This window comes from Sulfitobacter sp. M13, from assembly GCF_053474885.1.
In genome coordinates this window covers 2,445,809-2,470,876 of record NZ_CM130281.1, presented here as the reverse complement: position 1 = coordinate 2,470,876, position 25,068 = coordinate 2,445,809, and the positions used below count along the sequence as shown (strand labels likewise).

At 57.9% G+C, this 25,068-nt stretch carries 21 protein-coding genes and 1 pseudogene; 8 read left to right on the top strand and 14 right to left on the bottom strand.

The genetic code is table 11. The annotated features are described in order from the left end of the window. Positions 1 to 94 precede the first annotated feature (94 nt). Positions 95 to 1,750 (top strand): Hint domain-containing protein, encoded by a 1,656-nt coding sequence (locus ACVBAU_RS11910; RefSeq protein ID WP_448326545.1) that lies wholly within the window; start codon positions 95 to 97, stop codon positions 1,748 to 1,750. A gap of 69 nt (positions 1,751 to 1,819) precedes the next feature. Here the strand turns inward: ACVBAU_RS11910 and ACVBAU_RS11905 are convergent. Then, positions 1,820 to 2,147 (bottom strand): annotated as a pseudogene (locus tag ACVBAU_RS11905) (YnfA family protein). Continuing rightward, positions 2,147 to 2,572: a MerR family transcriptional regulator gene (locus tag ACVBAU_RS11900; RefSeq protein ID WP_448326544.1), complete on the bottom strand. Its 426-nt coding sequence runs from the start codon at positions 2,570 to 2,572 to the stop codon at positions 2,147 to 2,149. The pseudogene ACVBAU_RS11905 and the gene ACVBAU_RS11900 overlap by 1 nt, the downstream one beginning before the upstream one ends. A 229-nt stretch (positions 2,573 to 2,801) precedes the next feature. On the opposite strand from ACVBAU_RS11900, the gene ACVBAU_RS11895 reads away from it, so the two are divergent. From ACVBAU_RS11895 to ACVBAU_RS11885, 3 genes are read left to right on the top strand one after another with little or no spacing between them, the layout of a single operon-like run. Then, complete coding sequence (locus ACVBAU_RS11895) at positions 2,802 to 5,081, top strand: heavy metal translocating P-type ATPase (RefSeq protein ID WP_448328979.1); 2,280 nt, start codon at positions 2,802 to 2,804, stop codon at positions 5,079 to 5,081. After that, on the top strand, positions 5,078 to 5,545 hold the full coding sequence (locus ACVBAU_RS11890; protein ID WP_448326542.1) for a DUF411 domain-containing protein: 468 nt from the start codon (positions 5,078 to 5,080) through the stop codon (positions 5,543 to 5,545). Before ACVBAU_RS11895 ends, ACVBAU_RS11890 begins: the two co-directional genes overlap by 4 nt. 39 nt (positions 5,546 to 5,584) lie before the next feature. Then, positions 5,585 to 6,532 carry a cation diffusion facilitator family transporter gene (locus tag ACVBAU_RS11885; RefSeq protein ID WP_448326540.1) on the top strand — a complete coding sequence of 316 codons (948 nt, stop codon included), beginning with the start codon at positions 5,585 to 5,587 and terminating at the stop codon, positions 6,530 to 6,532. A 2-nt stretch (positions 6,533 to 6,534) separates the two neighbouring features. Here the strand turns inward: ACVBAU_RS11885 and ACVBAU_RS11880 are convergent, their stop codons facing one another. The 8 genes from ACVBAU_RS11880 to ACVBAU_RS11845 form a co-directional block, all read right to left on the bottom strand. Further along, the gene (locus tag ACVBAU_RS11880; protein ID WP_448326538.1) at positions 6,535 to 7,836 is read right to left on the bottom strand and encodes a multicopper oxidase family protein; all 1,302 of its coding nucleotides are present in this window, start codon (positions 7,834 to 7,836) and stop codon (positions 6,535 to 6,537) included. A 92-nt stretch (positions 7,837 to 7,928) separates the two neighbouring features. Continuing rightward, entirely contained in the window at positions 7,929 to 8,663 is a 735-nt protein-coding gene (locus ACVBAU_RS11875) for a copper-binding protein (protein WP_138923135.1), read from the bottom strand. A gap of 55 nt (positions 8,664 to 8,718) precedes the next feature. Further along, entirely contained in the window at positions 8,719 to 10,077 is a 1,359-nt protein-coding gene (locus tag ACVBAU_RS11870; protein ID WP_138923136.1) for a multicopper oxidase family protein, read from the bottom strand. Positions 10,078 to 10,094: 17 nt separating this feature from the next. Beyond that, complete coding sequence (locus ACVBAU_RS11865; RefSeq protein WP_138923137.1) at positions 10,095 to 11,558, bottom strand: TolC family protein; 1,464 nt, start codon at positions 11,556 to 11,558, stop codon at positions 10,095 to 10,097. After that, positions 11,558 to 11,836 (bottom strand): hypothetical protein, encoded by a 279-nt coding sequence (locus ACVBAU_RS11860; protein ID WP_138923138.1) that lies wholly within the window; start codon positions 11,834 to 11,836, stop codon positions 11,558 to 11,560. The genes ACVBAU_RS11865 and ACVBAU_RS11860 overlap by 1 nt, the downstream gene beginning before the upstream one ends. An 86-nt stretch (positions 11,837 to 11,922) precedes the next feature. After that, positions 11,923 to 12,150 (bottom strand): hypothetical protein, encoded by a 228-nt coding sequence (locus tag ACVBAU_RS11855; protein ID WP_448326534.1) that lies wholly within the window; start codon positions 12,148 to 12,150, stop codon positions 11,923 to 11,925. A gap of 612 nt (positions 12,151 to 12,762) precedes the next feature. After that, entirely contained in the window at positions 12,763 to 13,104 is a 342-nt protein-coding gene (locus tag ACVBAU_RS11850; RefSeq protein WP_138923140.1) for a zinc ribbon domain-containing protein YjdM, read from the bottom strand. 193 nt (positions 13,105 to 13,297) lie between these two features. Continuing rightward, a complete protein-coding gene (locus ACVBAU_RS11845; protein WP_448326532.1) occupies positions 13,298 to 13,699 on the bottom strand; it encodes a nuclear transport factor 2 family protein in 402 nt (133 codons plus the stop codon). 683 nt (positions 13,700 to 14,382) lie between these two features. Between ACVBAU_RS11845 and ACVBAU_RS11840 the strand changes: the two genes are divergently transcribed. Both ACVBAU_RS11840 and ACVBAU_RS11835 read left to right on the top strand, forming a co-directional pair. After that, a complete protein-coding gene (locus tag ACVBAU_RS11840) occupies positions 14,383 to 15,027 on the top strand; it encodes a transferrin-binding protein-like solute binding protein (RefSeq protein WP_448326530.1) in 645 nt (214 codons plus the stop codon). Positions 15,028 to 15,064: 37 nt separating this feature from the next. Next, on the top strand, positions 15,065 to 16,147 hold the full coding sequence (locus ACVBAU_RS11835; protein WP_448326528.1) for a hypothetical protein: 1,083 nt from the start codon (positions 15,065 to 15,067) through the stop codon (positions 16,145 to 16,147). A 227-nt stretch (positions 16,148 to 16,374) separates the two neighbouring features. On the opposite strand, the gene ACVBAU_RS11830 is transcribed toward ACVBAU_RS11835, so the two are convergent. Beyond that, positions 16,375 to 16,845 (bottom strand): Lrp/AsnC family transcriptional regulator, encoded by a 471-nt coding sequence (locus ACVBAU_RS11830; protein WP_138923144.1) that lies wholly within the window; start codon positions 16,843 to 16,845, stop codon positions 16,375 to 16,377. Between the two features lie 118 nt (positions 16,846 to 16,963). Between ACVBAU_RS11830 and ACVBAU_RS11825 the strand changes: the two genes are divergently transcribed. Continuing rightward, positions 16,964 to 20,380, top strand: a complete 3,417-nt coding sequence (locus tag ACVBAU_RS11825; protein ID WP_448326526.1) for an indolepyruvate ferredoxin oxidoreductase family protein — start codon at positions 16,964 to 16,966, stop codon at positions 20,378 to 20,380. A 103-nt stretch (positions 20,381 to 20,483) separates the two neighbouring features. Here ACVBAU_RS11825 and ACVBAU_RS11820 read toward each other — a convergent pair whose 3' ends face one another. Together ACVBAU_RS11820 and ACVBAU_RS11815 are read right to left on the bottom strand one after the other, a co-directional pair. Continuing rightward, the gene (locus tag ACVBAU_RS11820; protein WP_448326524.1) at positions 20,484 to 21,188 is read right to left on the bottom strand and encodes an endonuclease/exonuclease/phosphatase family protein; all 705 of its coding nucleotides are present in this window, start codon (positions 21,186 to 21,188) and stop codon (positions 20,484 to 20,486) included. Further along, positions 21,185 to 22,549 (bottom strand): phospholipase D-like domain-containing protein, encoded by a 1,365-nt coding sequence (locus tag ACVBAU_RS11815; RefSeq protein ID WP_448326522.1) that lies wholly within the window; start codon positions 22,547 to 22,549, stop codon positions 21,185 to 21,187. The genes ACVBAU_RS11820 and ACVBAU_RS11815 overlap by 4 nt, the downstream gene beginning before the upstream one ends. A gap of 371 nt (positions 22,550 to 22,920) precedes the next feature. Here ACVBAU_RS11815 and ACVBAU_RS11810 point away from each other — a divergent pair, with 371 nt between their 5' ends. Further along, positions 22,921 to 23,529: an outer membrane protein gene (locus tag ACVBAU_RS11810; protein WP_323802332.1), complete on the top strand. Its 609-nt coding sequence runs from the start codon at positions 22,921 to 22,923 to the stop codon at positions 23,527 to 23,529. 156 nt (positions 23,530 to 23,685) lie between these two features. On the opposite strand, the gene ACVBAU_RS11805 is transcribed toward ACVBAU_RS11810, so the two are convergent. Beyond that, positions 23,686 to 24,864 (bottom strand): pyridoxal phosphate-dependent aminotransferase, encoded by a 1,179-nt coding sequence (locus tag ACVBAU_RS11805; protein ID WP_448326519.1) that lies wholly within the window; start codon positions 24,862 to 24,864, stop codon positions 23,686 to 23,688. Positions 24,865 to 25,068 lie beyond the last annotated feature (204 nt).

Here is a 25,068-nt window from a genome sequence, read left to right as displayed (position 1 = left end):
GATTAGTTTAGTTCTCTACACCCCAGTTTTTCAAATTCGCAGTCATGCTGCAAAGTCACACCTAGTATTTTTAGGTTCAAAGGATGCTTATCAAATGACCGATATCCGAGGTAATGATCAAGACAACGTCATCAACGGCACTTCTAATGGTGACACCATCAACGCCAAAGACGGTGATGATACCGTCTTCGGTATGGCGGGAAATGACGATATCGATGGTGATGATGGCAATGACGTTATTTACGGCGGTGATGGCGATGACACCATCGACGGCGGCAAGGGGCAAGACACTGTTTACGGCGGCGCCGGCAACGATAAGATAAGCGGAGGTTCCGGCAGCGGCTCCGGCAGCGGATCTGGCAGCAGTGCTGGGGATAAGCTCTATGGCGAAGCGGGCGATGATACCATTTACGGCAGCAAGGGTGATGACCGTCTAGCAGGCGGTGATGGTGACGATTACATCAAGGCCGGTTCCGGAGATGACGTTGTTCTGGGGGGTAACGGGAACGACACCCTCTACGGTCAAAAGGGTGACGACAGCATTTCCGGCGGTAAAGGCGATGACCTGATCTACGGCGGATCGGGCGATGATGTCATCCGCGGAAACGATGGCGATGACACCATTAGCGGTGGATCCGGCGACGACATTATTTGCGGCGATGACGGTGACGATGTTATCTTCGGCGGCTCTGGCAACGACAGCCTGTACGGCGGCGCGGGAGAGGACCTCATGTTTGGCGGGAAAGGCGGCTCTGGTTCCGGTTATGGCTCCGGCTCCGGCTCCGGTGGCGGGGGCGACTCCTTTTACGTCGGTCGGCAGGGCGGTGGTACCGACACCGTCTATGGTGGTGCTCCTGGGAGCAAGTATTTAAGCGGTGGTACAGGTGGCAGCGGCGGAAGCAAGAACCCTCCGTACGGGTCTGCGAGCGGACAAGACATAAACGACATCCTTTATGTCGAGGGTCCCGTGACGGTCACGCTCCAAAGCGGAGAGACCTTCACTTTGACGCCCGGTCAAATGCGCCAGATCGTAAACAAGCATGACGACATCGACGATGATCTTCAGGATGGCGGCGTTGTTCTCTTGGATGATGGCACGCGCGTAGTATTTGACGACATCGGTAAAATTGCTTCCGTTGAGGATGCCAGCCCGCCCCCTAAAGTCATCTGCTTTACCCCCGGCACGTTGATCGCAACGGACCGTGGTCAGGTGCGCGTAGAAGACATTCGCGAAGGTGATCGCCTGATTACCCGTGACAGCGGCTTGCAACCCGTTTGTTGGGTAGGATCGAAAGCCCTTTCTGCGCAGCACCTGCAAGGCCACCCCGAGCTGCGCCCTGTTCTGATTCAGGCCGGTTCAATCGCGCCCAACATCCCAGAAGTCGATATGCTGGTGTCGCCGAACCACAGAATGCTCATGACCGGCAGTTCCGTACAGATGATCATGTCGGAAACCGAAGTTCTAATCGCTGCGAAACATATGACTGGAAAAGCCGGCATTACGACGGTCGAGGCGTATACTGGCGTGAATTACATTCACATCATGTGCGAACAACACCAAGTGATCCTGGCCAATGGCGCGTGGACTGAAAGCTTCCAGCCCGGAGAATATTCATTAGAAGGGCTGTACGACGCCCAGAGAAATGAGATCTTTACCCTATTCCCCGAACTGCACTCTGTCGAAGGGGTGCAAAAATTCCAATCAGCGCGGACGGTTGCCAAAAGGTTTGAAGCCCAACTTCTCATGTAAGAAGCGGGCGGGCCACTCTGACGGCGGTGACTTATCCGTCCCGTCGTCAGAGCGGCGTGCCTATGTGGTCTATCCCGCGCGGGGTGCCAAAAGGATTAATCCTGCACCAAGAACGCACAAGCCCGCGCCAGCAACGTCCCAAAGATCCGGCCGCTGCTCCTCCACAACCCACATCCACACAAGCGATGCCGCGATATAGATGCCGCCATAGGCCGCAAACGCCCGACCAGCGAAACCGGCCTCTACCATCGCCAGCAAGCCCGCAAATACCACCAGACATAGCAGCCCCGGCACCAGCCAGCCACAGCGGCGACGCACCACGCCACCACGCCCAGACCGCAAAACACCCCGCGATCTCGGCCAAGGCCGCAAGCGGATAGAGCAGGGCGGCTGGCATCATGCGGCGGCCCCGTGGTCAGCAAGGCATTCCTCGTGATCGCGCAGCACCTCGAGAATGCGACAGTCGGCCACCCGATCCGCATTGCACGCACCGATCATTCGCTGCAATTCAACGCGGAGCGCCTCGAGCCGCACAAGCCGCGCCTCGACTTCGCGGAGCTGCCTTTGGGCGATAGCATCGACCTCAGCGCAAGAACGATCGGGCGAGTCTGACAGGCCCAGGAGCTCTCGGATCGCTTCAAGCGAAAAGCCAAGCTGGCGGGAATGGCGGATGAAGGCGAGGCGGTCCAACTGGGTATTTTCGTACCGCCGCTGCCCGCCTTCGGTGCGATCGGGTTCAGGCATAAGGCCAATCTGTTCGTAGTAGCGGATCGTTTGCACCTTGGTGCCGGTGCGCTTTGCCAATGTTCCGATGGCGAGCATGTATGATCTCCTTTATCCTACAGTCGTTGTAGGTTTTGGAGGCGTTTCGCGCAAGCCTGTAGGTCAGAATCGCCCGTCAGCTGCGCACAAGGTGGGCGTCGTTGAATGGCGTTATGTCCCCAGTGCTCTAATGCCGGGGCCTGATAAGAAAGTTTCAAATAACGCTTGAAGCTACAGTTGTTGTAGGTCGTATGTCTGCCTCTGACGGTGAACCAGATTGGAAGATAAGATGGCGGACGGCAAGGCGGTACAACGGGAATGGCGGGTTACGGGAATGGACTGCGGGGCCTGCGCGGCCAAGGTGCGCGGCGTGGTGGAACGTTTGCCGGGGGTTGCGGAGGTCGACGTTGCGCTGATGTCCGAACAGCTGCGTCTGACGCTCGACGAAAATGAAACCTCGCCCGAGCGGATCGAGAAAGCGGTGCGCGGCATTGGATTTTGCATCTCTGCGAAGGGGGCGAAGGCAGAAAAGCCGAAGGTTGGTTTCATTTTGCCTGACGACGCGATGCCTGACGATGACGGGGCGAGGCCTGAGCCACGCAGCGCCCCTGATGCACCGCCAGAACCTAATTGGTATCAGACTGCGAAAGCGCGTTTGGTGCTTGGCAGCGGTGCCTTGCTTGCTACGGCATGGGCCTCGCGGTTGATCCTGCCAGCCGAGGTTTCACACTGGGTGTTCGTTCTGGCCACATTGATTGGGCTCATTCCCGTGGCCCGCCCTGCGGTCGCAATGGCGCGGGTGGGGATGCCGTTTACCATCGAAATGCTGATGACCATCGCCGCGAGTGGTGCGCTTGTGATCGGAGAGCCGGAAGAGGCCGCGCTGGTGGTCTTTCTCTTTGCCTTGGGCGAATTGCTGGAAGGTGTCTCTGCCGGGAAGGCGCGTAACAGCATCCGTGCGCTGACCAAGCTGGTGCCGAAAGCGGCGCGGCTTGAAGTGGGCAGTAAGACACGCGAGGTGGCGGCAGAGACGCTCAGCGTCGGGCAGATCGTGCAGGTGCGCCCCGGTGACCGGGTGCCTTGTGATGGCAAGGTGGTCAGCGGCACTTCGGGCGTCGATGAAAGCCCCGTTACCGGCGAAAGCGTGCCGCGCCTCAAAGAGCCGGACGCGGAGGTGTTTGCCGGATCGATCAATACCGAAGCCCTACTGCGCGTGCGCGTCACCAAAGCCGCGGCAGACAACACCATCGCCCGAATTGTGCGGCTGGTCGAAGAGGCAGAAAGCGCCCGCGCGCCGACCGAGCGGTTCATTGACCGGTTCAGCCGCATCTATATGCCGGCCGTGGTGGGCTTGGCTGTATTGGTCGCCGTCGTGCCCCCGCTTGCCTTCGGAGGCGCGTGGGACGAATGGGTTTATCGTGCACTGGCCTTGCTGCTGATCGGCTGCCCCTGTGCACTGGTGATTTCGGTGCCCGCGTCGATCACCTCGGCCCTGTCCACCGGGGCGCGCAACGGGTTGTTGATGAAGGGCGGCGCGGTGATTGAAGCGGCCGCGCGGGTCACGCATGTGGCCTTTGACAAGACCGGAACGTTGACCCACGGAAAGCCGCAAGTGACCGATGTGCAAACCATCGTCGGAGACGAAACCGGTCTTTTGGCCCTTGCCGCCGGAGTAGAGAGCGGCGCGAGCCACCCGCTGGGCCAAGCCATTTGCAGCGCGGCTGAAGCGCACGGGATCGACCCCGCCACTGCGACACAGTCACGCGCCTTGCCCGGCAAAGGGGCCGAGGCGGTGATTGCAGGGGCTACCATTTGCGTGGGCTCACCCCGTTTGGCGGCAGGACGCGGGGCGCTGTCAGAGGCTTTGCGCGCCGATGTCGAAACACTCGAGGCGCAGGGCAAAACCGTGGTGATCGTACTGCGCGATGACGTTGCTCAAGGCATCATTGCCCTGCGTGATGAACCGCGCGCCGATGCGGCAGCGGCGGTGGCGCAGTTGAACGCCTTGGGAATTTCATCGGTCATGCTTACAGGGGACAACAGCCGCACAGCCTTTTCTATCGCAGAAGGGCTTGGCATCGACCATAGGTCAGAGCTGATGCCCGAGGATAAGGTCGCGGCCATTCAAAGCCTCGCGGCTGAGGCCAAGGTCATGATGATCGGCGACGGAATCAACGACGCGCCTGCATTAGCCGCAGCGCATGTGGGCGTTGCGATGGGGTCCGGCACCGATGTGGCGCTCGAGACAGCTGATGCAGCGATTTTGCGCGACCGGGTGACAGATGTACCCTCCCAAATCCGGCTTGCCCGCGCGACGATGGGCAATATCCGGCAGAACATTGCCATAGCTCTTGGACTAAAGGGCATATTCCTTGTTACGACGATGCTCGGCGTGACGGGCCTCTGGATCGCGATCCTGGCTGATACTGGGGCAACCGTTCTGGTGACGTTGAACGCGCTGCGTCTGCTGTTCTTCCGGCCAACCGTTGCTGATGGGCTGGCCGAACCCGCCAGCCGCACTACAACCTATAATAACCACATTTTGAACCCTCGGAAGGACACGATATGACCCTCACACGACGCAGCTTGTTGGCCTGTACTGCGAGCTTTGCCGCCGCCGCACCCTTTGCGGCATGGGCCAAAGAGAAACCTGCGATCCACGTGATGAAAGACCCCAACTGCGGGTGCTGCTCAGCTTGGATCGATATCCTGGAAAAAGAAGGCTTTGCTGTCACGACTGAACGCAGCCTAGGAACGCTCTTGATCCGCTACAAGCAAGACAACGGCATTCCGCAGAACATGGCGTCTTGTCATACCGGAAAGATCGACGGCTATATGATTGAAGGCCATGTGCCGCCCGCTGACATCCGCAAACTACTGGCCGAGCGTCCAGACGCCATTGGCCTCGCCGTACCGGGGATGCCCTATGGTTCGCCGGGAATGGGGCCAGAGACCAAGCGCGAAGCGTATGACGTGTTTTTGATCGCCCGCGATGGCAGCACCGAAGTGTTCTCGAGCTACGAAGCCGCGTAACGCGCAGCGATTGCTCTCCCGAAAAAAAAGGTAGCCCCCATGTCCCAAGGTCACGCCCATATTGACCCGCAAAGCGGTGATTGCAGAGTGTCGGTCGCGATTTGGGCGAATGCGCTGCTCACGGTCGCGCAGATTGTGGGCGGGGTGTTATCGGGGTCGCTTGCGCTTGTCGCCGATGCGCTTCACAACTTTTCTGATATGGCCTCTTTGGTCATTGCGTTTGTCGCCCGCAAAATTGCGCGGCGGCCGGCGGATGCGCGCATGACATTCGGCTATGGCCGGATCGAAATCGTGGCCGCCCTTATCAACTATACCACGCTGATTCTGGTCGGCTTTTACCTAATATACGAGGGCGGAATGCGCCTGATCGACCCGCCTCAAGTGGCGGGCTGGACCGTGGTCATTCTGGGCTGTGTTGCGCTTGTGATTGATACCCTGACAGCGCTGCTGACCTATTCCATGCAAAAGGACAGTGTGAACATCAGGGCGCTGTTCTTGCATAACCTGTCAGATGCGCTGGCCTCGGTCGCAGTGATTTTCGGCGGTACGCTCATTATTCTGTATGACCTGCGTTGGGTCGATCCTGCGATCATAATCGGTATCGCTGTGTATATCCTCTATCTTGCGCTGACCGAAATCGGCGGACCGATCCGCATGCTTATGCTGGGCAGCCCACCTGATATGGATGCCACCGCAGTCGTCGAGGCGATGACCAAAGTGGACGGGGTGCGTGACGTGCATCACGTGCACCTATGGCAGATGCAAGAACATGAGGTGGCGCTTGATTGTCATGTCGTGTTGGTGGGGCAAGACTGGACCGAACTTGACGCCGTGAAGCGCGAGCTTAAACGAACGCTCGCGGTTGATTTCGGTATTTCCCATTCGAGCCTTGAATTTGAAACCTCTGCCAGCGCGCACGACGGCGCATCGTTGTTTGGTCACGAGCAACCACCCAAGGCGGGTGGCACAAAGCCGGAGCACAGCTGACCCTAATCAGAGACCTTGACCCATGTCCGCATCCCGCCGACGGCGTGGCTCAACATGTGGCAATGGATCAACCAACGCCCCGGATTGTCGAAGACGCAGAATACATCCCTGCTTTCGCCTGCGGCAACCAGTGATGTATCGCGCAGGTCACCGAGGCTACCATCAGGGGCAACCTCGTAGAAATGGTGGCCGTGCAGGTGAATGCCGTGCGGGAATGCGGTATCGTTCGCGAAGGTGATCCGCGCCGTCTCGCCGCGCTCAAACGCACCAAACGGGTCGTCGTGCAGGTCAGAGATATCGTTGAAGGACCAGATATTAGCCCCCCCGTGTCGCCCGCCCATAGCGCCGCCCATCATGGTGAGCGTCAGATGCTGGCTGGGGTCGCCCGGCGTTGGCAGGTTCGGCACTGCAAGCGGGGCAATCGGTTTGGGCAATCGGTCCGTGTTTGTACCAGAGATTGCCAACTCAGCCAGACGGTAGGACCCCTGCCGCGACTGCATGTCAAAGCCCACGGGACCGGTGATATCAACGATCAGATCCGCCCGCTGCGCGGGGGCCAGCACGAGGTCAGTCAAGTTGCGCGGCGTTTCAAGTGCCATGCCGTCTAATGCAACGACCGATCCGGTGACGCCGGTAACCGCCAACGGAAAGATGCGGTTTGTGGCCGCGTTGATAATACGGAGCCGGACACGGTCAGCTTTTTTCACCGCATCCTGCGAGAGGAAGCCCCGCGCGAAATTGCCCATATAGCCTGCGTGGGCGACGCTGTGCATATCCGAGAATTCGTCGACGAGGCTGCCATCTTCGGCGATGATCCAATCAGACAGAAGTACCGTGATGTCATGGTCCACATCTGGGGGCAGATCATCCTCGATGATCAATGGCCCCATCATGCCGCGTGCGACCTGCTCTTGCGAGATGTAGTGCGAATGATACCAATAGGTCCCCGCGTCCGGTGGCACAAAGCTATAGGTCTTGTTGTCGCCGGGGTTGATCAGATCCTGTGTCATCATCGGTACCCCGTCCATCCGGTTTTCAAGCCGAATGCCATGCCAATGGACAGCGGTGCCTTCGTCCAGACCGTTCTCGACCTCCACCGTCATGCGTTCGCCGCGTTTCACCCTGATCTCTGGCCCAGGCATCGACCCGTTGAAGCCCAGCATTGCGGTTCTGCCTTCGCCTTCCGGCAGGATCTGCCGCGTGACGGGTTCGGCCCTAAGCGTGAAAGGAGCCCCAGCTGCCAATCCCGGCAGGGGGAAGATCGCTGTGGCTGAAACGCTCGCGAGAAACTGTCGTCTATTCATATCGTGTCTTACCGGATGAGTTCAAAGTTGGCGCTAGCTAGGAAAAAGAGTGCTTTCGGGGCCGACCAATGTGACCGGCCCCGAAGCTGGGTTTACTTCATCTGTGTGACGGTGAGCTTGCCTTTGACGCGGTCAGCGACGAATGCGATGTCCTGACCTTCTTTCATCTTGGCGATCAGCGCCTCATCAGCTTTGAACACCATGGTCATGGACGGCATGTCGAGGTTTTCAAGCGGCCCGTGGATGATGGTGACCTTTTTGCCTTTGGCGTCGACTTTTTTGATCTTGCCCGTGGAGAAGACAGCAGGTGCCGCTGGGGCCTCGTCTGACTGCGCCACAGTAATCGGACCGTGCATGCCGGATTCATAGTGGCCGGGGATCAGGCAGGCGAACTCAAAGCTGCCGTCATTGCTGAAGGTCCAGATAACTTCGCCATTCATGCCGGGATCCAGACGCACAGAATTCGGGTCGTCATGCTCCATATCCATCTTGGCCATGGCTTCTTTGTGCTCGGAATTGCCGTCCATCGTGTCGATCACGAATTCATGCTCGATCTCGCCTTTGTTGGTGACGTCAAAGCGGATGGTTTCACCTTTTTTGATGTCGAACTCGGACGGTTCAAAGATCATCTCGCCGTCGTCGGTCTCGCGCATGGTGACTTCGATCGTGCGGTCGACGGCGTCTGCCTTTCCGGGCATGCCGATCGCCATTTCTTTATGCATGTCGCCGTGGCCATCATTGCCGTGGCCGCCGTCATGGCTGCCAGCAGCAAAAGCAGGGGCCGAAAGGAGCAGTGTCAGGGCGGTCGAGATAAGAAGTTTGTTCATGGTTTTTCCTGTAAGTTTTGGTGATTGTGGTTTTTCATAGTGTTCCAAGGGCCCTTCAGCCCTTGGAGGTAGGTTTGGGCGTGATTTGTGTTTTAGGACTGTGGTTCTGCGCAAAGTCCGGCAGCTCTCCGGTCCATTCATACGCCTCGGTGCCCGGTGGGTTTTCGTACCAACCGGGATCTTCGTAATCGTCCGCGTCGATGCCCTGGCGCACCTTCACGACCGAAAACATGCCGCCCATCTCCAGCGGGCCATGCGGCCCCCAGCCGGCCATCATCGGCACGGTATTGTCGGGCAGCGGCATCGACATTTCGCCCATATCCGCCATGCCGGCCGTGCCCATGGGCATAAATTCCGGCTGCACGCGGCGGACTTGGCGCGTCATGTTCGAACTGTTGGTGCCGATCAGCGTCGGCACGTCATGACCCATCGCATTCATGGTATGGTGCGACTTGTGGCAGTGGATCGCCCAATCGCCCAGATGGTCTGCGGTGAACTCGTAGGCGCGCATGGCACCCACGGGGATGTCGATCGACACCTCGGGCCATTGCGCCGATTCCGGCACCCAGCCGCCATCGGTGCAGGTGACCTTGAAGTCATAGCCGTGCATGTGGATCGGGTGGTTTGTCATCGTCAGGTTGCCGACGCGCACGCGCACCTTATCCCCTTGGTTGACCACCAGCGGGTCAATGTCAGGGAAAATCCGGCTGTTCCAAGTCCACAAGTTGAAATCTGCCATGGTCATGATGCGCGGAATGTAGGTGCCCGGATCAATGTCGAAAGCATTCAGCATGATCAGGAAATCCCGATCAACCCGCATGAAGTCCGGGTCTTTGGGGTGGACCACGAACATGCCCATCATGCCCATCGCCATCTGCACCATCTCATCCCCATGGGGGTGATACATGAAGGTGCCGGATTTGGTCAGATCGAACTCATAGACAAAGGTCTTGCCCGGCGGAATACCGGGGTGGCTGAGCCCGCCGACACCGTCCATGCCCGAGGGCAAGATCAGCCCGTGCCAGTGTACCGTTGTGTGCTCGGGCAGGCGGTTGGTCACATAGATGCGGACGCGGTCGCCTTCGACGGCTTCGATGGTTGGGCCGGTGGATTGGCCATTGTACCCCCAAAGACGCGCAACCATCCCGTCGGCCAATTCGCGCTCGACCGGTTCTGCAACAAGGTGGAATTCCTTAACCCCGTTGTTCATCCGGTGCGGCAAAGTCCACCCATTGAGCGTTACGACCGGATTGTAGTCCGGCCCGCTGGTGGGGCGGGTGGGGGTCTGGGTGAGGGCACTGTCCATCACCGCGGCTTCGGGCAGGCCCATGTTCATGGTCTGGCCCCATGCTTTGGAGGAAACAAGCGTGGCCCCAGCCGCGCCGGCCCCTAGCAGTTGACGTCTGTTCATCATGTGATTGTTTTCCTGTCTCAATGTCCTGCACCGCCACCGGCGGCGATTTGCGTCTCTGCGCCTGCACCACCGCCGCCGCTGCCACCGCCATAGATCGCGGCGGTCAGACCAGCCGAGGCCAGCCAGAAGTCGCGTTTGGCGTTAGCCGCTTCCAACTCGCTCGACAGCTTCTCGCGCGCGTCATTGAGCAGGTCGAAGGTGCTGGTGATCATGCCGTTATTGCTCAGCAGCGCCTCTTCGTTGATTGTGCGCCGCAGGGGCATCACCACGTCCGAATAGTGCCGCGCAATCTGGTGGCTTGAGCGATAGGCCGTGGCTGCTGCGCGTGCCTCGGACCGCACATTCACCGCTTGTTCAGCCAGCACATTCGCAGCCTGAAGGTAGCTCAGCTCTGCCTTGCGCATCCGCGCCTTGCCGCTATCGAAGATCGGGATGACGAATTCGAACTCGACCTGCGGGGTGATGCTGGTCTCGATCTCGCCGTCTTCTACCTCGCGTTCAATCTCTGCGCCGGCGATCACTTCAAGGTCGGTCAGGGTGCGGGTTGCATCGGTCAGCCCATAACCCTTGGCTGTGGCCGCGAGCCCCAGCCGCGCCACTTCCAGATCAACCCGATTGGCAAGCGCCAGCCGTTCGATCCCGCGGTGACCATTCACTGTGTTGGGCACGCGGGGTAGGGCATCGGGCACGTAATACGCCACGTCTTGCCCCCAGAGCCCCATCAAACGGGTCAGCTGTTCCTTAGCCAATTCCGCATCAAGCCGCGCCCGCGCCACCTGACCGGCCATCTCGGCGTTAAAGGCCTGCTCGCGCGCTTGTGCCGCCTTGTTAAGAGCACCGGTTTTGCCAAGCTGTTGCGCCAGTTCTGCGGCCGCATCGGTGGTGATGGCGGCGCGTTTCAGATAGCTCACCGTCTCGAACGCCGCGACGGCGTTGACCCAAGCTTCGCGGGTCTCGTTTGCCAGTGCCAGCGTGTCATTGACGGCTTGCATCTGCGCCTGTTGGAACTGAACTTCGGCAGCGGCGATGCGCTGTTTGCGAGTGCGAGCATCCAGCAGGTTGACCGCGATCATGCTTTCAAGGGCGCGGTACAGCCCCACCTCAGGCGCGCCGATGCCCAAAAGACCAACCGAGACGACAGGGTTTTCAGGCGTGGACTGTTGCCATGCTTCTGCTGCCGACAGACCGATCTGCGCGTAAGACGCCTGTAGCCCCTTGTTATTCAGCAAAGCGACTTGCACGGCGGTTTCGGCGTTAATTGTCTTGCCCTGCACCATGGCGCGGACTTGTTTCGAAGTGGCCACCGTTTCGGACTGCGACTGCGCCCAAACGGTGCGCTTGCCAATCGCTTTGGAGGTGCGCGTCTCGACGGCGGCAAAGCCCGCATCGCGTGCGGAATAGCTGACGGGCAAGGTCGAGGCTGTGCAGGCGCCAAGAACGAGCGGCGTGATGACAGCGGCTGTTTTCAATGTCCAACGCATCAGTGGTTCATCCCCTGCATCGGTGCCTGTTCCGCGTTCAGCCGTCGCCAGTCGAGCGGTTCCACCACGCCACGTCGGCGGTAGCCTGCAAAGGGCTGTTCAGTGGCGGTTGTGGCGCTGCCACGCGCGCTGCTGTCAGCAGCCGTCATCGCGGCGACTTCGGGCAGGGGGGTGGGCTGTTGCACATAGGCAGTCGTGACATCGGGAAAGGGCGGAAGCGTGGTTGCGCAAGCCCCAAGGGTCAGGGACATCGCCCCTGCAATCAATACTGTTTTCATGGATATTTGACCTGAAATTTAGGTGATCTTGCCCGCGGACGCAAATGTATCGCAGGCGCAAATGCCGCTATGCAGCGGCGATCAGGTCAGGCTCGAGGGGGGCGCAGCTGGCTGGTTGCGTCGGCCGAGGCCATGGACCGGTAGCTGAGCGCGAAACAGGCGGATTGAACGGCTGTCACTTCAGCGTGCTGCGATGCGCAAAGCGCAGCAGTCATACATATGCCGCCGCAGCAGGCGTCACCTTCAAAGCTGTCAGGTGTGTTGTCGGGCGCAGGCTGAGCGACCGCAGCTTGCTGCGCGTGATGCAAGGCCATCTCAGAATCAGCCCCAGTGTGATGCGTCGCATGTGCACCCTCGTGCATCCCGCTGTTCGCGTGCGCCGACGAGGGGGGCAGCAACAAAAAGCCGCATACCAATACCGCGCCTAGAACGAGGCGAAAGAGGTTTGATATGGATTTAAGACAACGCATGGGCAAATCAGTGCCTTACACAAAGCGATCTGTCAACGCGTCCAGCGCTGGAAGCTTTGGCGACTTGTGGCAGAAACCCGCCAAAGGCCCACATGATTGACGCTGTGTCTGAGCCTAGGGCCATGCGCCATGAATTAGAACCTCCGCAAAGTTCTGATCTGCAGCTAGGCTAGGCTCGTTTTTCTGCCTGCGCCAAGAACCATGCGACGACGCTATGAATTGCAGCGTTTCGTTCGGATGTTGGCGTGATGAGCGAGTGAAAATCCTGTTTGCCGGCCATGCGCTTCGGTGTGATCTGTATCAGCCGCTTGGCTGCACTGTCGGTGTAAGCGACCAAGGGCTTTGCCCCGCCCGGCATTCAGGTGGTCTGTAGCCCGGTGTGGTGCGTCGTACGCAGCAGCGACCGCCACGTGATAGCTTCGCCCTTGCGATGGAAAATCCAGCCTTTTGGGCCGTCTATCCAAACACTTTCTTTACGAACTGGGATTTCAGGCCCATTTGGCCGACTCCAGGAACCTTGCAGTCGATGTCGTGATCGCCGTCGACCAACCGAATGCCGCGCACCTTGGTTCCGACTTTAACCACGGACGAAGACCCTTTGATCTTCAGGTCCTTAATCACGGTGACGGTGTCACCATCCTCTAGCACATTCCCGACGCTATCGCGGGTGGCCGGCGCGGTGTCGGAGGGGTCTTGAGCGCCCCATTCGTGTCCACACTCTGGGCAATTCAACAAGGCATCGACCTGATAGACGTAGATCGAGGCGCATTCGGGGCATGGGGGAGCTGTGTCATTCATAGGACCGTTCGATACCCCGAAACCAAACCGGAGCACAGAGGAAACTCTGCGCCATCAAGTTTCAGGGTTCTGACTGGCGTATGGGCGTTGTCTATCCGCAGGGTTGAAAGACCTGTCGCGGGGGACGAGGGACTAGGGACGAGGGATGGGGGGCGTTGACCCATCGCTTGGCCAAAGCGGGATTGATCGAGGTTTAGGCGCTTTCGTCATCCGCGTCTGCCGCGCCCAGCGTATCTTCGAGGTGCCAGATCTTGGAAACGATCTGCCACCCATTCTCACCCCTCACAAAGCCAAGATGGTCGACAAAGATGTTTTGATGCGCGCGAATACGGATTTTGACCGTTGCACTGATCGGCGACAGGTGGTCGATCATCAATACCTCGGCCTCACGCGGTTGGCCTTTGGACGCCGGTGACAGACGCCCCGCAACGTCGCGACTAAAGCTGTCTATAGGCTCTACAAAGATCGATCCGTTGTCGGCATCAAACAAGCTGGACTGCGGGTGGAAGACGGCGTTCAGCTTTTGGATATCACAGTCATGGATCGCTTCGAAATAGGTGTCGACTGCGGCAAGAAGATCGGGGTCGAGTGTCATGAGATCATCTCCATCTGACGTTGCTGTTATCACCTTGCCACCAAACCAAAAGCCGCGGAACTGGCAAAAGTGACAATATCCCGTCGGATGCCACAAATACGGGAGGACGTTATTCGAGCTGACGCGCCTAGGTCTGTATGATTGCCCGAACGGTTGCGCGCTGAGCCAAATTTTAACCCCCCGCGCCGAGGTATCCGTCGGTAATTCTACTTTTGCGATAAATAATACCCTCAGGGGTAGACGAGTCGAAAAAGGTATCGTAACACCTTTTCATCGATCGCAGGTCAGCCCTGCGTGAGAGTTTAAAAAAGAGATATTTGACAAGGTATATTGTTATCGAATCGATTACCCTTTCTATCCGATGGGGCGTATAGATGGATGACATTTGTTTTGTGAAACTTATATTTCTCGATTTTGAGTTTTCCGCGTCGGATTTATTGCAATGACGCTACAGTATGGATGCTAAAAATCTATTTCATTACCAACTGAGGGTGCCGTATTTCTCGGTGCCCTCAATTTATGAATTAGCACAGTACACTTTAAACGAGTGTCAATTCTGCAACAAATACATACGTTCGTTCAAATGTTTGTGAACCGTGGGTTGTGCGTCTGAAGTCTCTGGGGAAAATAGAAGATGTTCAATTTGGACGTGTATAAACGTAAGTATAGAAAGTGAATATTTCATGAAATTCTCAACATTCAAACTCGCCTTGGCTACCCCTGTCATCGCAGTCGCCCTGAGTGCATGCGGCAGCAGCAACGGTATTGCTGACTATGAAGAGCTGGGAAATAAAGCCGACGCCGTGATCGATCGCGTAAAAGTAGTGGGCGACTACAACGAGGAAACGAAAGAGTACCAAAACATCACCACCGCTGAGGAAATGTCCCAGCGTTCCGGTTCGGCGACATATACCGGCGTCGCCGGTTTGTGGGTGGCCGACAGCGAAGAAATCCTTGCGCAGCGCATGGAAAATGATGCAGATCCTGCCGTTGTTGCGGCACTCAATCTGACTGCGGACTTCGACAGCTCCTCCATCACCGGTTCGATGACGAATCTGCAAACGAACGAGGAAGACATGACCGTAAGCGGTCAAATTGATCTGGCTAACGGCTCCATCTCTGGCGGTGATCTGACGGCCGATCTTACGGGAACGATTGAAACAACCGGCGACGGCCCTGATGAAACTCTTACCTTGGTAGGGACAACAACCGGCGCGTTCGTGGGCGACAACGCAGAAGCTGCTGTAGGCGAAATTGAGGCGACCCTCAGCAACGGCGAGAGCGATGGCTCCTTTGTCGGCGGCGGCTGGATTGTCGAAGAGAAATAATACTCTCCGGAACTTCAGTAAAATTTGGGGGCGGCATATGTCGCCCCTTAACCTCCTAAAAATTTTGAGAATTAATTTGTTGAACCTATTCAAAGCGGGCACCGCTATTCTGCTGTGCGGCTTGGCGACCGCGCCCTTGGCAGATCCTCTGCCAGTGTGGAAATCCGCGATGATATCGGGATCTCAGCGACTGAGCTTTTTTAGCGTGCTCAAGGCCAAACCGCCGGGACACGAGACTTACCTGAAGCGGCTTATGCGGTATGATGGTCTGATGCACCGCCCCGGAAAGGGGCCACAGGAGCTGCTGTCTTACGTGGGGCTCAAGCCGTTGATCGGCTACGATTCCAACATCAACAACGGACTGCCAGGCGACGAATTCAATATCGGAAAATTTACCTTCCGCACCGATGAGGAAGATCAGGCCAAGGCGGGGATGACCGTGGGCGCGAGGGCGACAGGTACGCTGTTGTACAGCGTTGCACCGGCGCATGTTCTCAAGTTTTCTGCCTACGGCTCGTACGAATATGCCCCCGAACATAGCCTATCGAAGCACGCTGTTGGGGCGTCGGCGTGCCTTGGCAGCCATGTCGCGTCTTATACCTGGATCGACAGTTGCGCGGGCGTGCGCGTTGCCGAAAAGAAGAACGCCAGCGTCGAAGAAGTGTACGCGTCGCTTGGCGGATCGCAGGCCTTCGCGACTGGCTGGGGGCACCACGAAGCAAAATGGGCGTTCAAAAGATCGTTCCGGGATGACTATCCGAAAAGTTATATCAACGTTGGTTTGCTGAGCGCCATGCCCGATGTGGGTGCAATCTATACGGGTGTAAGTTGGGGCGAGGAAATCGCGGGAAAACACACATCACGATGGGGGGCGACTGCGTCGATCACACGTCCCGTATTAAAACGAAAGACAACACTGTCTATTTCATATGGGAATTTCGGGGGAGGTTCGCACTTCGGAGAACCGAGAGAAGACAATCAGTACGCAGTAAATATAAAAAGTCAGGTTCACAAGAATGTCGCCGTGAGTTTCGGTTATTCCTGGAATAACTCGAACGTCGCGTTTTATGATGAGAACAGCGTGCTGTTCGGCGTAGATATAAAATCTATTTCATTTTGATATTCCCCTCGTTTTGTATTTCAATTCCTGATGAGAACATATTACGTTTCCCATAGCGAATAACCCTAATGGCATATGTGTCCATAGGAGGTTTTTGACGGATCAAACTGCGCCCTTATTCAGCTCAGGGTTGATATCTCTTTGGTTGCATCGGGACCTCGCGTCGGCAGCGCTCAAGCGAGGATGCAACTGAGCGAGATATCGGCGTTCCCATCCGCGATATCCGCTCACATCGGGATGCTGGTGTTACGCTTGATTTCGCGCAGCACGACGTTGGTCTGGGCGCTTTCGACCGCCGGCAGACGAAACAGAAAATCTTCTAGAAACCGATTGTAGGCGGCGATGTCGCGACATAGGACGCGCATCTGGTAGTCGGCTTGCCCGGTCGTGGCATAACATTCCAGCACCTCGGCGCGATGCGCAATTGCGTTGATGAACTCGGCCAGTTTCTCCTGATTATGGCGGGCCAATTGCACTTGTACCAAGGCCTGAAAACTATTGCCTGCCTTGGTCGGGGATACGTCCGCGCGATACCGCTCGATGACGCCCGCGTCTTCAAAGGCCTTGACCCGTCGCCAGCAGGCAGAAGCGGACATGCCTGCCTTGTCGGCCAATTCGGCATTCGAGATACGGCAATCGCGCTGCAAGAGATCAAGCAACCGACGGTCGCGGTCGTCAAAGTTCATCTGGTCAGACATTTCATCTTCCTTGTCATATGCGAATAGAATTTTCGATCATTCCGCAATCGGGTGCAAGTGGGGACAGATATTTCACGGAAATGTGGTTTGATTGTCATGACAGCCAAGGATCGCCATTATGACCAAAGAGACCCACGACTTTTACCCCTACGCCCTGTCGGACCGCTATACGCGGACCGAAGGAACAGTGTTTCTGACCGGCACGCAAGCGCTGGTACGGATTATGCTGGATCAGGCGCGGCGCGATACGGCGCAGGGACTGAGCACTGCGGGGTTTATCTCGGGATATCGCGGCTCGCCGCTTGGGGCCGTCGATCTAGAGCTTTGGCGCGCGCGGGATGTGACGACGGTCAATAATATCACCTTTATGCCCGCTGTGAACGAAGACCTCGGGGCGACAGCCGTCTTGGGCGCGCAGCAGGCGGTGCTCGACCCTCATTGCGAAGTCGAGGGCGTGTTCTCCATGTGGTATGGCAAGGGACCGGGCGTTGACCGGTCAGGCGATGCCCTGCGCCACGGCAACGCCTATGGGTCGTCGCCCAAGGGCGGCGTTCTGGTTGTTGCGGGGGACGACCACGGGTGCGTGTCGTCGTCGATGCCGCATCAGTCCGATGTGGCGTTCATGACGTGGATGATGCCCACGCTAAACCCTGCAAACGTGGGCGAATTCCTTGAGTTTGGCGCGTACGGGCTGGCGCTTAGCCGGTTTTCGGGCACATGGGTCGGTTTCAAGGCGATCTCTGAAACGGTGGAAAGCGGGCAATCGGTGATCCTGCGCCCTGACCGCGCGTTCACTCTTCCGCAGTTCACTCCACCGCCCGGCGGTCTGCATGTACGCCGCTCTGATATGCCGAGCCCTGAGATCGAGACACGTCTGGAACATAAGCTGCGTGCCGTCGAAGCCTTTGTCGAAGCCAACCCGATCGACAAGCGCATCTATGATCTGGAAGACGCGATCTTTGGCATCGTCACCACCGGCAAGGGCCATCTGGACCTGATGGAAGCGCTGCGTCTGTTGGGGTTGGACGAGGCGGCGTGTCGGCGCTTGGGGATCGATATTTACAAGGTCGGGATGGTCTGGCCCTTGGCGCGACGGGATGCGCTGGCATTTGTGTCCGACACCAAAGAGGTGCTGGTGATCGAGGAAAAACGCGGCATCATCGAAAGCCAGCTTAAGGAATATTTTTACGATTGGCCGGGGCACAAGCCCGGTCGCATGGTCGGTAAACACCGCGCGGCGGGCGATCCGCTGCTGCCTTGGACCGGAGAGCTAAGCCCGCTGGCATTGGTGCCGGTCGTGGCCGAACGGCTTGATGCGTTCTTTCCGGATGAAAATCTGCTGCAAAAGGCGCGTGCGCTGACTGAAAAGCCGCCTGTTTTGTTGAACGTGCCAGGGGCCAAGCGCACGCCGTATTTCTGTTCGGGTTGTCCGCATAATACATCGACAAAACTGCCCGAGGGCTCGCAGGCTGCATCGGGCATTGGCTGTCACGTCATGGCGGGGTGGATGGACCGCGAAACCGGCGGTTATGCGCAAATGGGCGGCGAGGGCGTGCCGCATGTGGTGGCGTCCAAGTTTAACGGTGGCAAGCATTTATTCCAGAACCTGGGCGAGGGCACGTGGTACCACTCGGGCTCGCTTGCCATTCGTCAGGCGGTCGCGGCACAGACGAATATAACGTATAAAATCCTTTATAACGATGCGGTTGCGATGACGGGCGGGCAACCCGTGGACGGGCCGATCAGCGTGGCCGGTATCGCCCAAACGTGTCGTGCCGAAGGGGTGGCGCGGATCGCGCTGGTGTCGGATGTCATCGACAAATTCGACCGTGCTGATTTCCCGCAAGGCACCAGCTTCCATTCGCGCGAAGACATGGATATCGTCCAGCGCGACCTGCGCGAGGTCAAAGGCGTATCGGTGCTGATCTACGAGCAAACCTGTGCCACCGAAAAACGCCGCCGCCGCAAACGCGGCCAGATGGAGGACCCAAAACGCTTTGCCTTCATCAACCCGGCTGTCTGCGAAGGCTGCTGCGATTGCTCGCTCGAAAGCAACTGCCTGAGCATCGAGCCGCTGGAGACTGAACTGGGCCGCAAGCGCAAGATCAACCTGTCGAGCTGCAACAAGGATTTTTCCTGTCTGAACGGTTTCTGCCCGAGCTTTGTGACCCTTGAAGGCGCTGTTCGGCGCAAGAAAACCGGTGCCGAGGTGGATATCGACGCGCTTCTGTCCGACATAACCCCGCCCGTATTGCCAAAGTTGCAGACGCCATTTGACCTGTTGGTCACAGGGGTTGGCGGCACGGGGGTCATTACCGTGGGCGCGTTGATCACGATGGCGGCGCATCTGGAAGGCAAGGGGTCAAGCGTGCTGGATTTCACCGGCTTTGCGCAGAAATTCGGGACCGTGCTGAGCTTTATCAGGATCGGGACGTCACCCGATGCGATCCATCAGGTGCGTATTGACCACGGGGCGGCGGATGCCGTGATTGGATGCGATAGCGTCGTGTCTTCAGCCGCGCAGGCCTCGGTATATTATGGGGCCGACACCAAGGTTGTGCTGAACCTTGCGGAAATGCCGACGGGTGATCTGGTGCTGCACCGCGATGCGCAGCTGCACACCGATCTGCGTGAGGAGGTTATCCGCGCTACAGTGGGGCGCGAGAACCTTGTTGGTTTTGACGCCAACGCCATGGCCGAACGGTTTTTAGGCGATACGGTTTTTGCAAATATGATGATGCTGGGCTTCGCGTGGCAAAAAGGGCTGGTGCCGGTATCCCACGCGGCATTGCGACAGGCGATTGTATTGAACGGCGTGGCTATAAACAAAAACCACCGCGCCTTTGATCTGGGTCGCATTATGGCGGCAACGCCCGATGCGCTTGCCTTGCCGCAAAAGACAAAGCCGACAGCGGACAGCCCCGCGATTATCGCAGACCGGGCTGAACGGCTGCGTGCGTATCAAGACGACGGATATGCGCAGCGCTATCTTGATCGCTTAGCTCAATTCCGCAGCGCACTTCCGGGCGCTCACGCCGAAGATCTGACGCAGGTTGCCGCCAAGGCGTTGTACAAGCTGATGGCGTTCAAAGATGAATACGAGGTCGCGCGTCTGCACAGCGACCCCGCCTTTGCCGCGCTGCTGGAGGAAGAGTTCGAGCCGGGGTTCAAGATCAACTATCACATGGCCCCGCCAATCGTATCCTTGCGCAAGGATGCACGCGGGCGCCCGGTTAAGTGTGCTTTCGGTGGATGGCTCACCCCTGTGCTGTCCGGCCTTGCGAAGCTCAGCCCGCTGCGTGGTGCGACGCTGGATGTGTTTGGCTACACGCAAGAGCGCCGCGAAGAGGTTGCCCTGATCCGCTGGTACGAAGGTTTGATGGAGGAGCTGCCGGCCAAGGTTGATGATGCACGCAGTGAGGTAGTGCATAAGCTGCTGGCGTTGCCGTTGGATATACGCGGTTTCGGACCGGTAAAACACGCCGCTGTCGAAGCCGCGCGTGCGCAAGAGCTACAGTTGAGAGCGGCGCTATAATAGAACTTGATAGTTCAGTTTAACTTCGGATTTAAACCGAATAAAATCAGTAGTATGTGGGGGTTTTATAATGTTATGCTTCAGCGTTAAGTGTCTGAATTTACTAACCCGCTGACTGCGTAAAATCAAGCCAGATCGGCAGGTGATCCGAGGCGCGGCGGGCGTCGTCCGTCTCGCATACGCCGCCGTCTGTGACGTTCAGCGCGGCGTCTACCGCGATGCGGTCCAGTGCTGCCAGCGGCAGGCGTGCGTGATAGCTTTTGCCCGGAGCATAGATTTCAAAATGATGCGCCAGCCGTCCAAGACCGACGTTCAGCGACCACTCATTCATGTCGCCCGCGATAAGCGTCGGGCGTTGAGACTGTTCATCCAGATGCGCGATCAACGCTGAAAGCTGCGCGCGACGCGATCTACGCATAAGGCCCAGATGGGTGGCGATGATGCGCATGGGGATATCGTAGAGGTCGAAATCGACAACCATCGCACCGCGGGGTTCCATCCCGGGCAGGTTCAGGTGTTTGACATCGACCAGCTTTGTGTCGGGGCTTAATAGAACGGCGTTGCCATGCCACCCGATGCTGACTTCACTGGGGACAGGCACGGCGATCAGCCCGGTTTGCGCGGTCACCTGATCCACCGGCAGCGCCGAGGGGCGGGGCCCAAGCCGCATGTCGGCTTCTTGCAGCACGACAATGTCTGCATTGAGCGTCTCTATCACCCGCATCACGCGGTCCGGGTCGCGCTTGCGATCCGTGCCCATGGCCTTGCGCATGTTATAGCTGGCGATGCGAAGGGTGGTCTGGGTCACAAGATCGGTGCTCCTATGCGAAAGACGCCCTCGGCTAGGCGGCGGGGCAAGTGCGGGCTTGGCATGTTTTCGTGGCACTCTGCCTCTCGGGCCTTGAACCAATCCGACAGGATTGCCACGCTGTTTGCGTCATAAACGAATAACATCGCCTCAAAGTTCAAAAGCATACTGCGCACATCAAAGTTTGCAGTGCCTACCAGCCCCACATCATCAATCAGCGCAGCCTTGGCATGGATCATGGCGGGTTCGTAATATTTGACTTTAGCACCCGCTGTATGGGCATCCCGCAAGTACCCGCCGCGCGCGAAGTCGGCAATATGCTGGTTGGATCTATGCGGCACCAGAATACGTACATCGACCCCGCGCAACGCGGCGATGCGCAGCGCATTGGCCAGCGGCTCTGTCGGGACAAAGTACGGGGTGGCGATCCAGATACGGGTTTGCGCCAGATGCAGCGCACGAATGATCCCGTCGTGCAGCGGGTCTTCGACGATATCAGGGCCCGACGGGATGAGCTGTACCGTGGCATTGCCCGCCGTTGTGGGGGCGGGCGTAGTAATATGGTCTACATCTTCGCCACAGGCGACTTCCCAGTCGGACCGGAACACATCGCAAAACATCTGCACCGACTGACCTTCCAGGGTAAAGGCCAGATCAACCCAGTGATCCGCGTGGGGATGGTCAGACATATAGTGTTCGCCAATATTCATCCCGCCCGAAAAAACGCGCGCGTGATCGGCGATGATCATCTTGCGGTGATTGCGCAGGTTCAGGTGGCCACTGCTGGGCAACTGCAGGATCGGCGAAAAGAACAGAACCTCGCCACCCGCCTTACGCAGCGCTTTGACTGCTTTGGAGGGGCCGCGCAACGTGCCCAGCCGGTCCATCAACAAGCGGACCTTTACACCATTGCGGGCTTTCTCGGTCAGCGCATTGACGACATGATTACCGGTATCGTCATCCGAAACGATATAGAACAGCACATCGATGGTCTGTGTCGCGCTGGTGATCAGCTCCATCGCTGCGGTGTAGGCAGTCTGTGGTGTTTCATGCAGGTTGAACCGCTGCGCCTCTAGCGCGGGGGGCAGGCCGAAGTTCTGGAACATCTGGTCAAGCGCATGCACCGGAGTTTGTGGATCTTCCTTTTGAGTGAAATGGATGGGCTCGTAGCGTTTCCCTTGTTTGCGGAATCCCAGTGCCAGAAACAGCGGAGCGGCAACATAAGGCATGACCACCAAAAACAGGATCCACGCGGCCGTTGATTGCGGGCTGCGGCGTTGTTGCAAGAGAATAAAGGCCACACCAAGCGTCAGCAGGATAACGCCAACAACCTCTATATGAGTGGTGAGAAATGCAATCATGGTCGTTTTGCCCCTGAGTCGTAGAAAATCCCGCCATCCGGGCTGCTCAGCTACCTAGCACATAGCGGTCTAGCCGCCACATTTTGCAGCATTTTTGCCGAATTTTGACTACAGTGCGCGTGGGTATGGTTCCAGCTTTAGGAAAATTTATTTTCGAGTGTTGTGTCAGGGTGCGGTGAAACCGCCTGCGTGGTGTTATTTATAAGGGGCTACGGCGGCAGTGCCCTGCCGAAGGAATGTGTATTTGAGCAACATATTACCGATCACCAACCCGTGATTGGGAAATCCTGCAACCAAAGCTTAGCTGCCGTGTTGTGTCGATGAAGCGGGAAGCGCCCGCTCCGATACAAACTGATCGAGGAGTTACGATTATGAAACGCACTATGAAACTTGCATCCGCAGCCTTTTTGGCATCCACAGCATTCGCTGGCGCAGCATTCGCTGGTAGCCTGTCGGAGCCAGTGATCGAGCCCGTAATGACCGCGCCCGTTCCTGCACCAAACTTGGGCGGCGACTGGACAGGCTTCTACACAGGTCTGCAGTTGGGCTATGCCGACGCTGAGACCGATGGCGGCCTCGAAGGCGACAACGGTTCCTACGGTTTCCACGCTGGTTACAACTATGACTTCGGTCGTTTTGTACTGGGCGGCGAGCTGGACTATGACAAAACAGACATCGATCTGGACAACGCTGCAGGCACCACAATCGGTACTGTTGACTCCGTTGCTCGTGCGAAAATCAAAGGCGGCTACGACCTGGGCAACACTCTGGTTTACGCAACCGGTGGTTACGCTCGTGCCGACACATCCATGGGTGACGAAGACGGTTCCTTCTACGGTATCGGCATGGACTACAAAATCACCGAGCAATACAGTGTCGGTGCAGAACTGCTCGAGCACAAGTTCGATGACGTCAATGGTGTGTCCGGCGACGATCTGGAAGCAACCACATTCAACGTTCGTGGTTCCTACCGTTTCTAAGCTGATAAGCTGACAACTGGCGGTGTATCTGCCGAGGGCGTCGCAACGCGATTTCTTCGGCAGATGATATATAAAAAGTGCCAGTCAAAAAGGCCGGAGGATTATCCTCCGGCCTTTTTGGATTCTTCTATATTTATTCTTGTCGGGGTGCCGGCGTCAGGCCGCAAGCGCTTCGGCGAAATCGCACAGGGTGGCCAGTGCTTGGGCAAAGCGCGTGTCCTCGATCGTCATTGCGACACGGATATGTCCCGCCGCGGCCTCGCCAAAACTTTCGCCAGGCATGACCGCGATGTGGTGTTTCTCGAGCAACGCATAGGCAAATTCCTCGCCCGTCATGCCGGTGCTGCGAATATCCAGCATTACGTACATCGCGCCTTGGGCAGGAACGAGGCTGACGGCGTTTTGCCGTGCCAGAATATCCTGAGCCAACAACCGGCGACGTTGGAAGGGAGCCGAGATTTCGGTCTCGAACGCAACGCCCTGGTTCAGCGCGAACAAGGCGGCATCCTGAATGTATCCCGGCACGCCATAGGTCGTGTGGGTCGCAAGATTAGTCAGATGTTCAATCGCGTCGACCGGCCCGACGATCCAGCCACAACGGGAACCGGTCATAGCGTGGCTTTTCGACATCGACCCCACGACCAGCGTGTGATCTGCCATACCATCCAGCGCGCGCGGCGACAGATGTTCGCCTTCCCAAACCTGCGTGTCATACACCTCGTCCGAGATCAGCCACATGTTGTGATCCCGGCAGACCTGCGCGATGCCTTCAAGCGTCTCGCGAGAATAGACAACGCCCGTCGGGTTGTTGGGGGAATTGACCAGCAGTGATGTTGCTCCGGTCTGCTTGGCTGCGGCGGCTATCGCGTCGGGTCGGGGCTGAAATGCATCATCGGCACTGGCGAAAACGGCATGGGGTAGGGCGCTGACACCGCGGATCGTGCCGGGGTAGGTGGCATAGTACGGATCGATATAAAGCGCGGTATCGCCGGGGTTGCAGGTCGCCATATGCGCCGCAAACAGCGCACTTTGCCCACCGGGTGTGATCAGCACATTATCGCGCGTTGTGGGGACACCGGTGCGTTCTTGCAGCCGCGCGGCCACGGCATCGCGCAGGTCGGTGGTGCCGGGAATGGCAGCATAGCCTGTGTGACCGGCCAGCGCTGCACGGTGCATATCTTGCAAGATCGGCGCGGCAGTACGGATGTCGTGTTCGCCAATGGTCAGTTCGGTTACATCGGTACCATCCGCGATCATCTGGCGCGCGCGCAAGAATACGCCCCAACCGTCTGATCCGCCGCCAAGCAGTCCTGTAATACGCGATGATAGTTGCATGCCGTCTCTCCCTCGTAACGTGAAGACGCAGGGGCGCAGAGCAGGGTTGATTTGTCAATCAGGCTTGACCGCCACGGGCGGGTCGGGCTACGCAGACCGCATGAAGATGATGCCACCCCTTATTTGCTGTATTACCTGCTAAGACCTTCCGGCGGGCTTGCTCACATCGTTTTCTTCCCGAGATTTCAGTGCCATGCCCGCGCA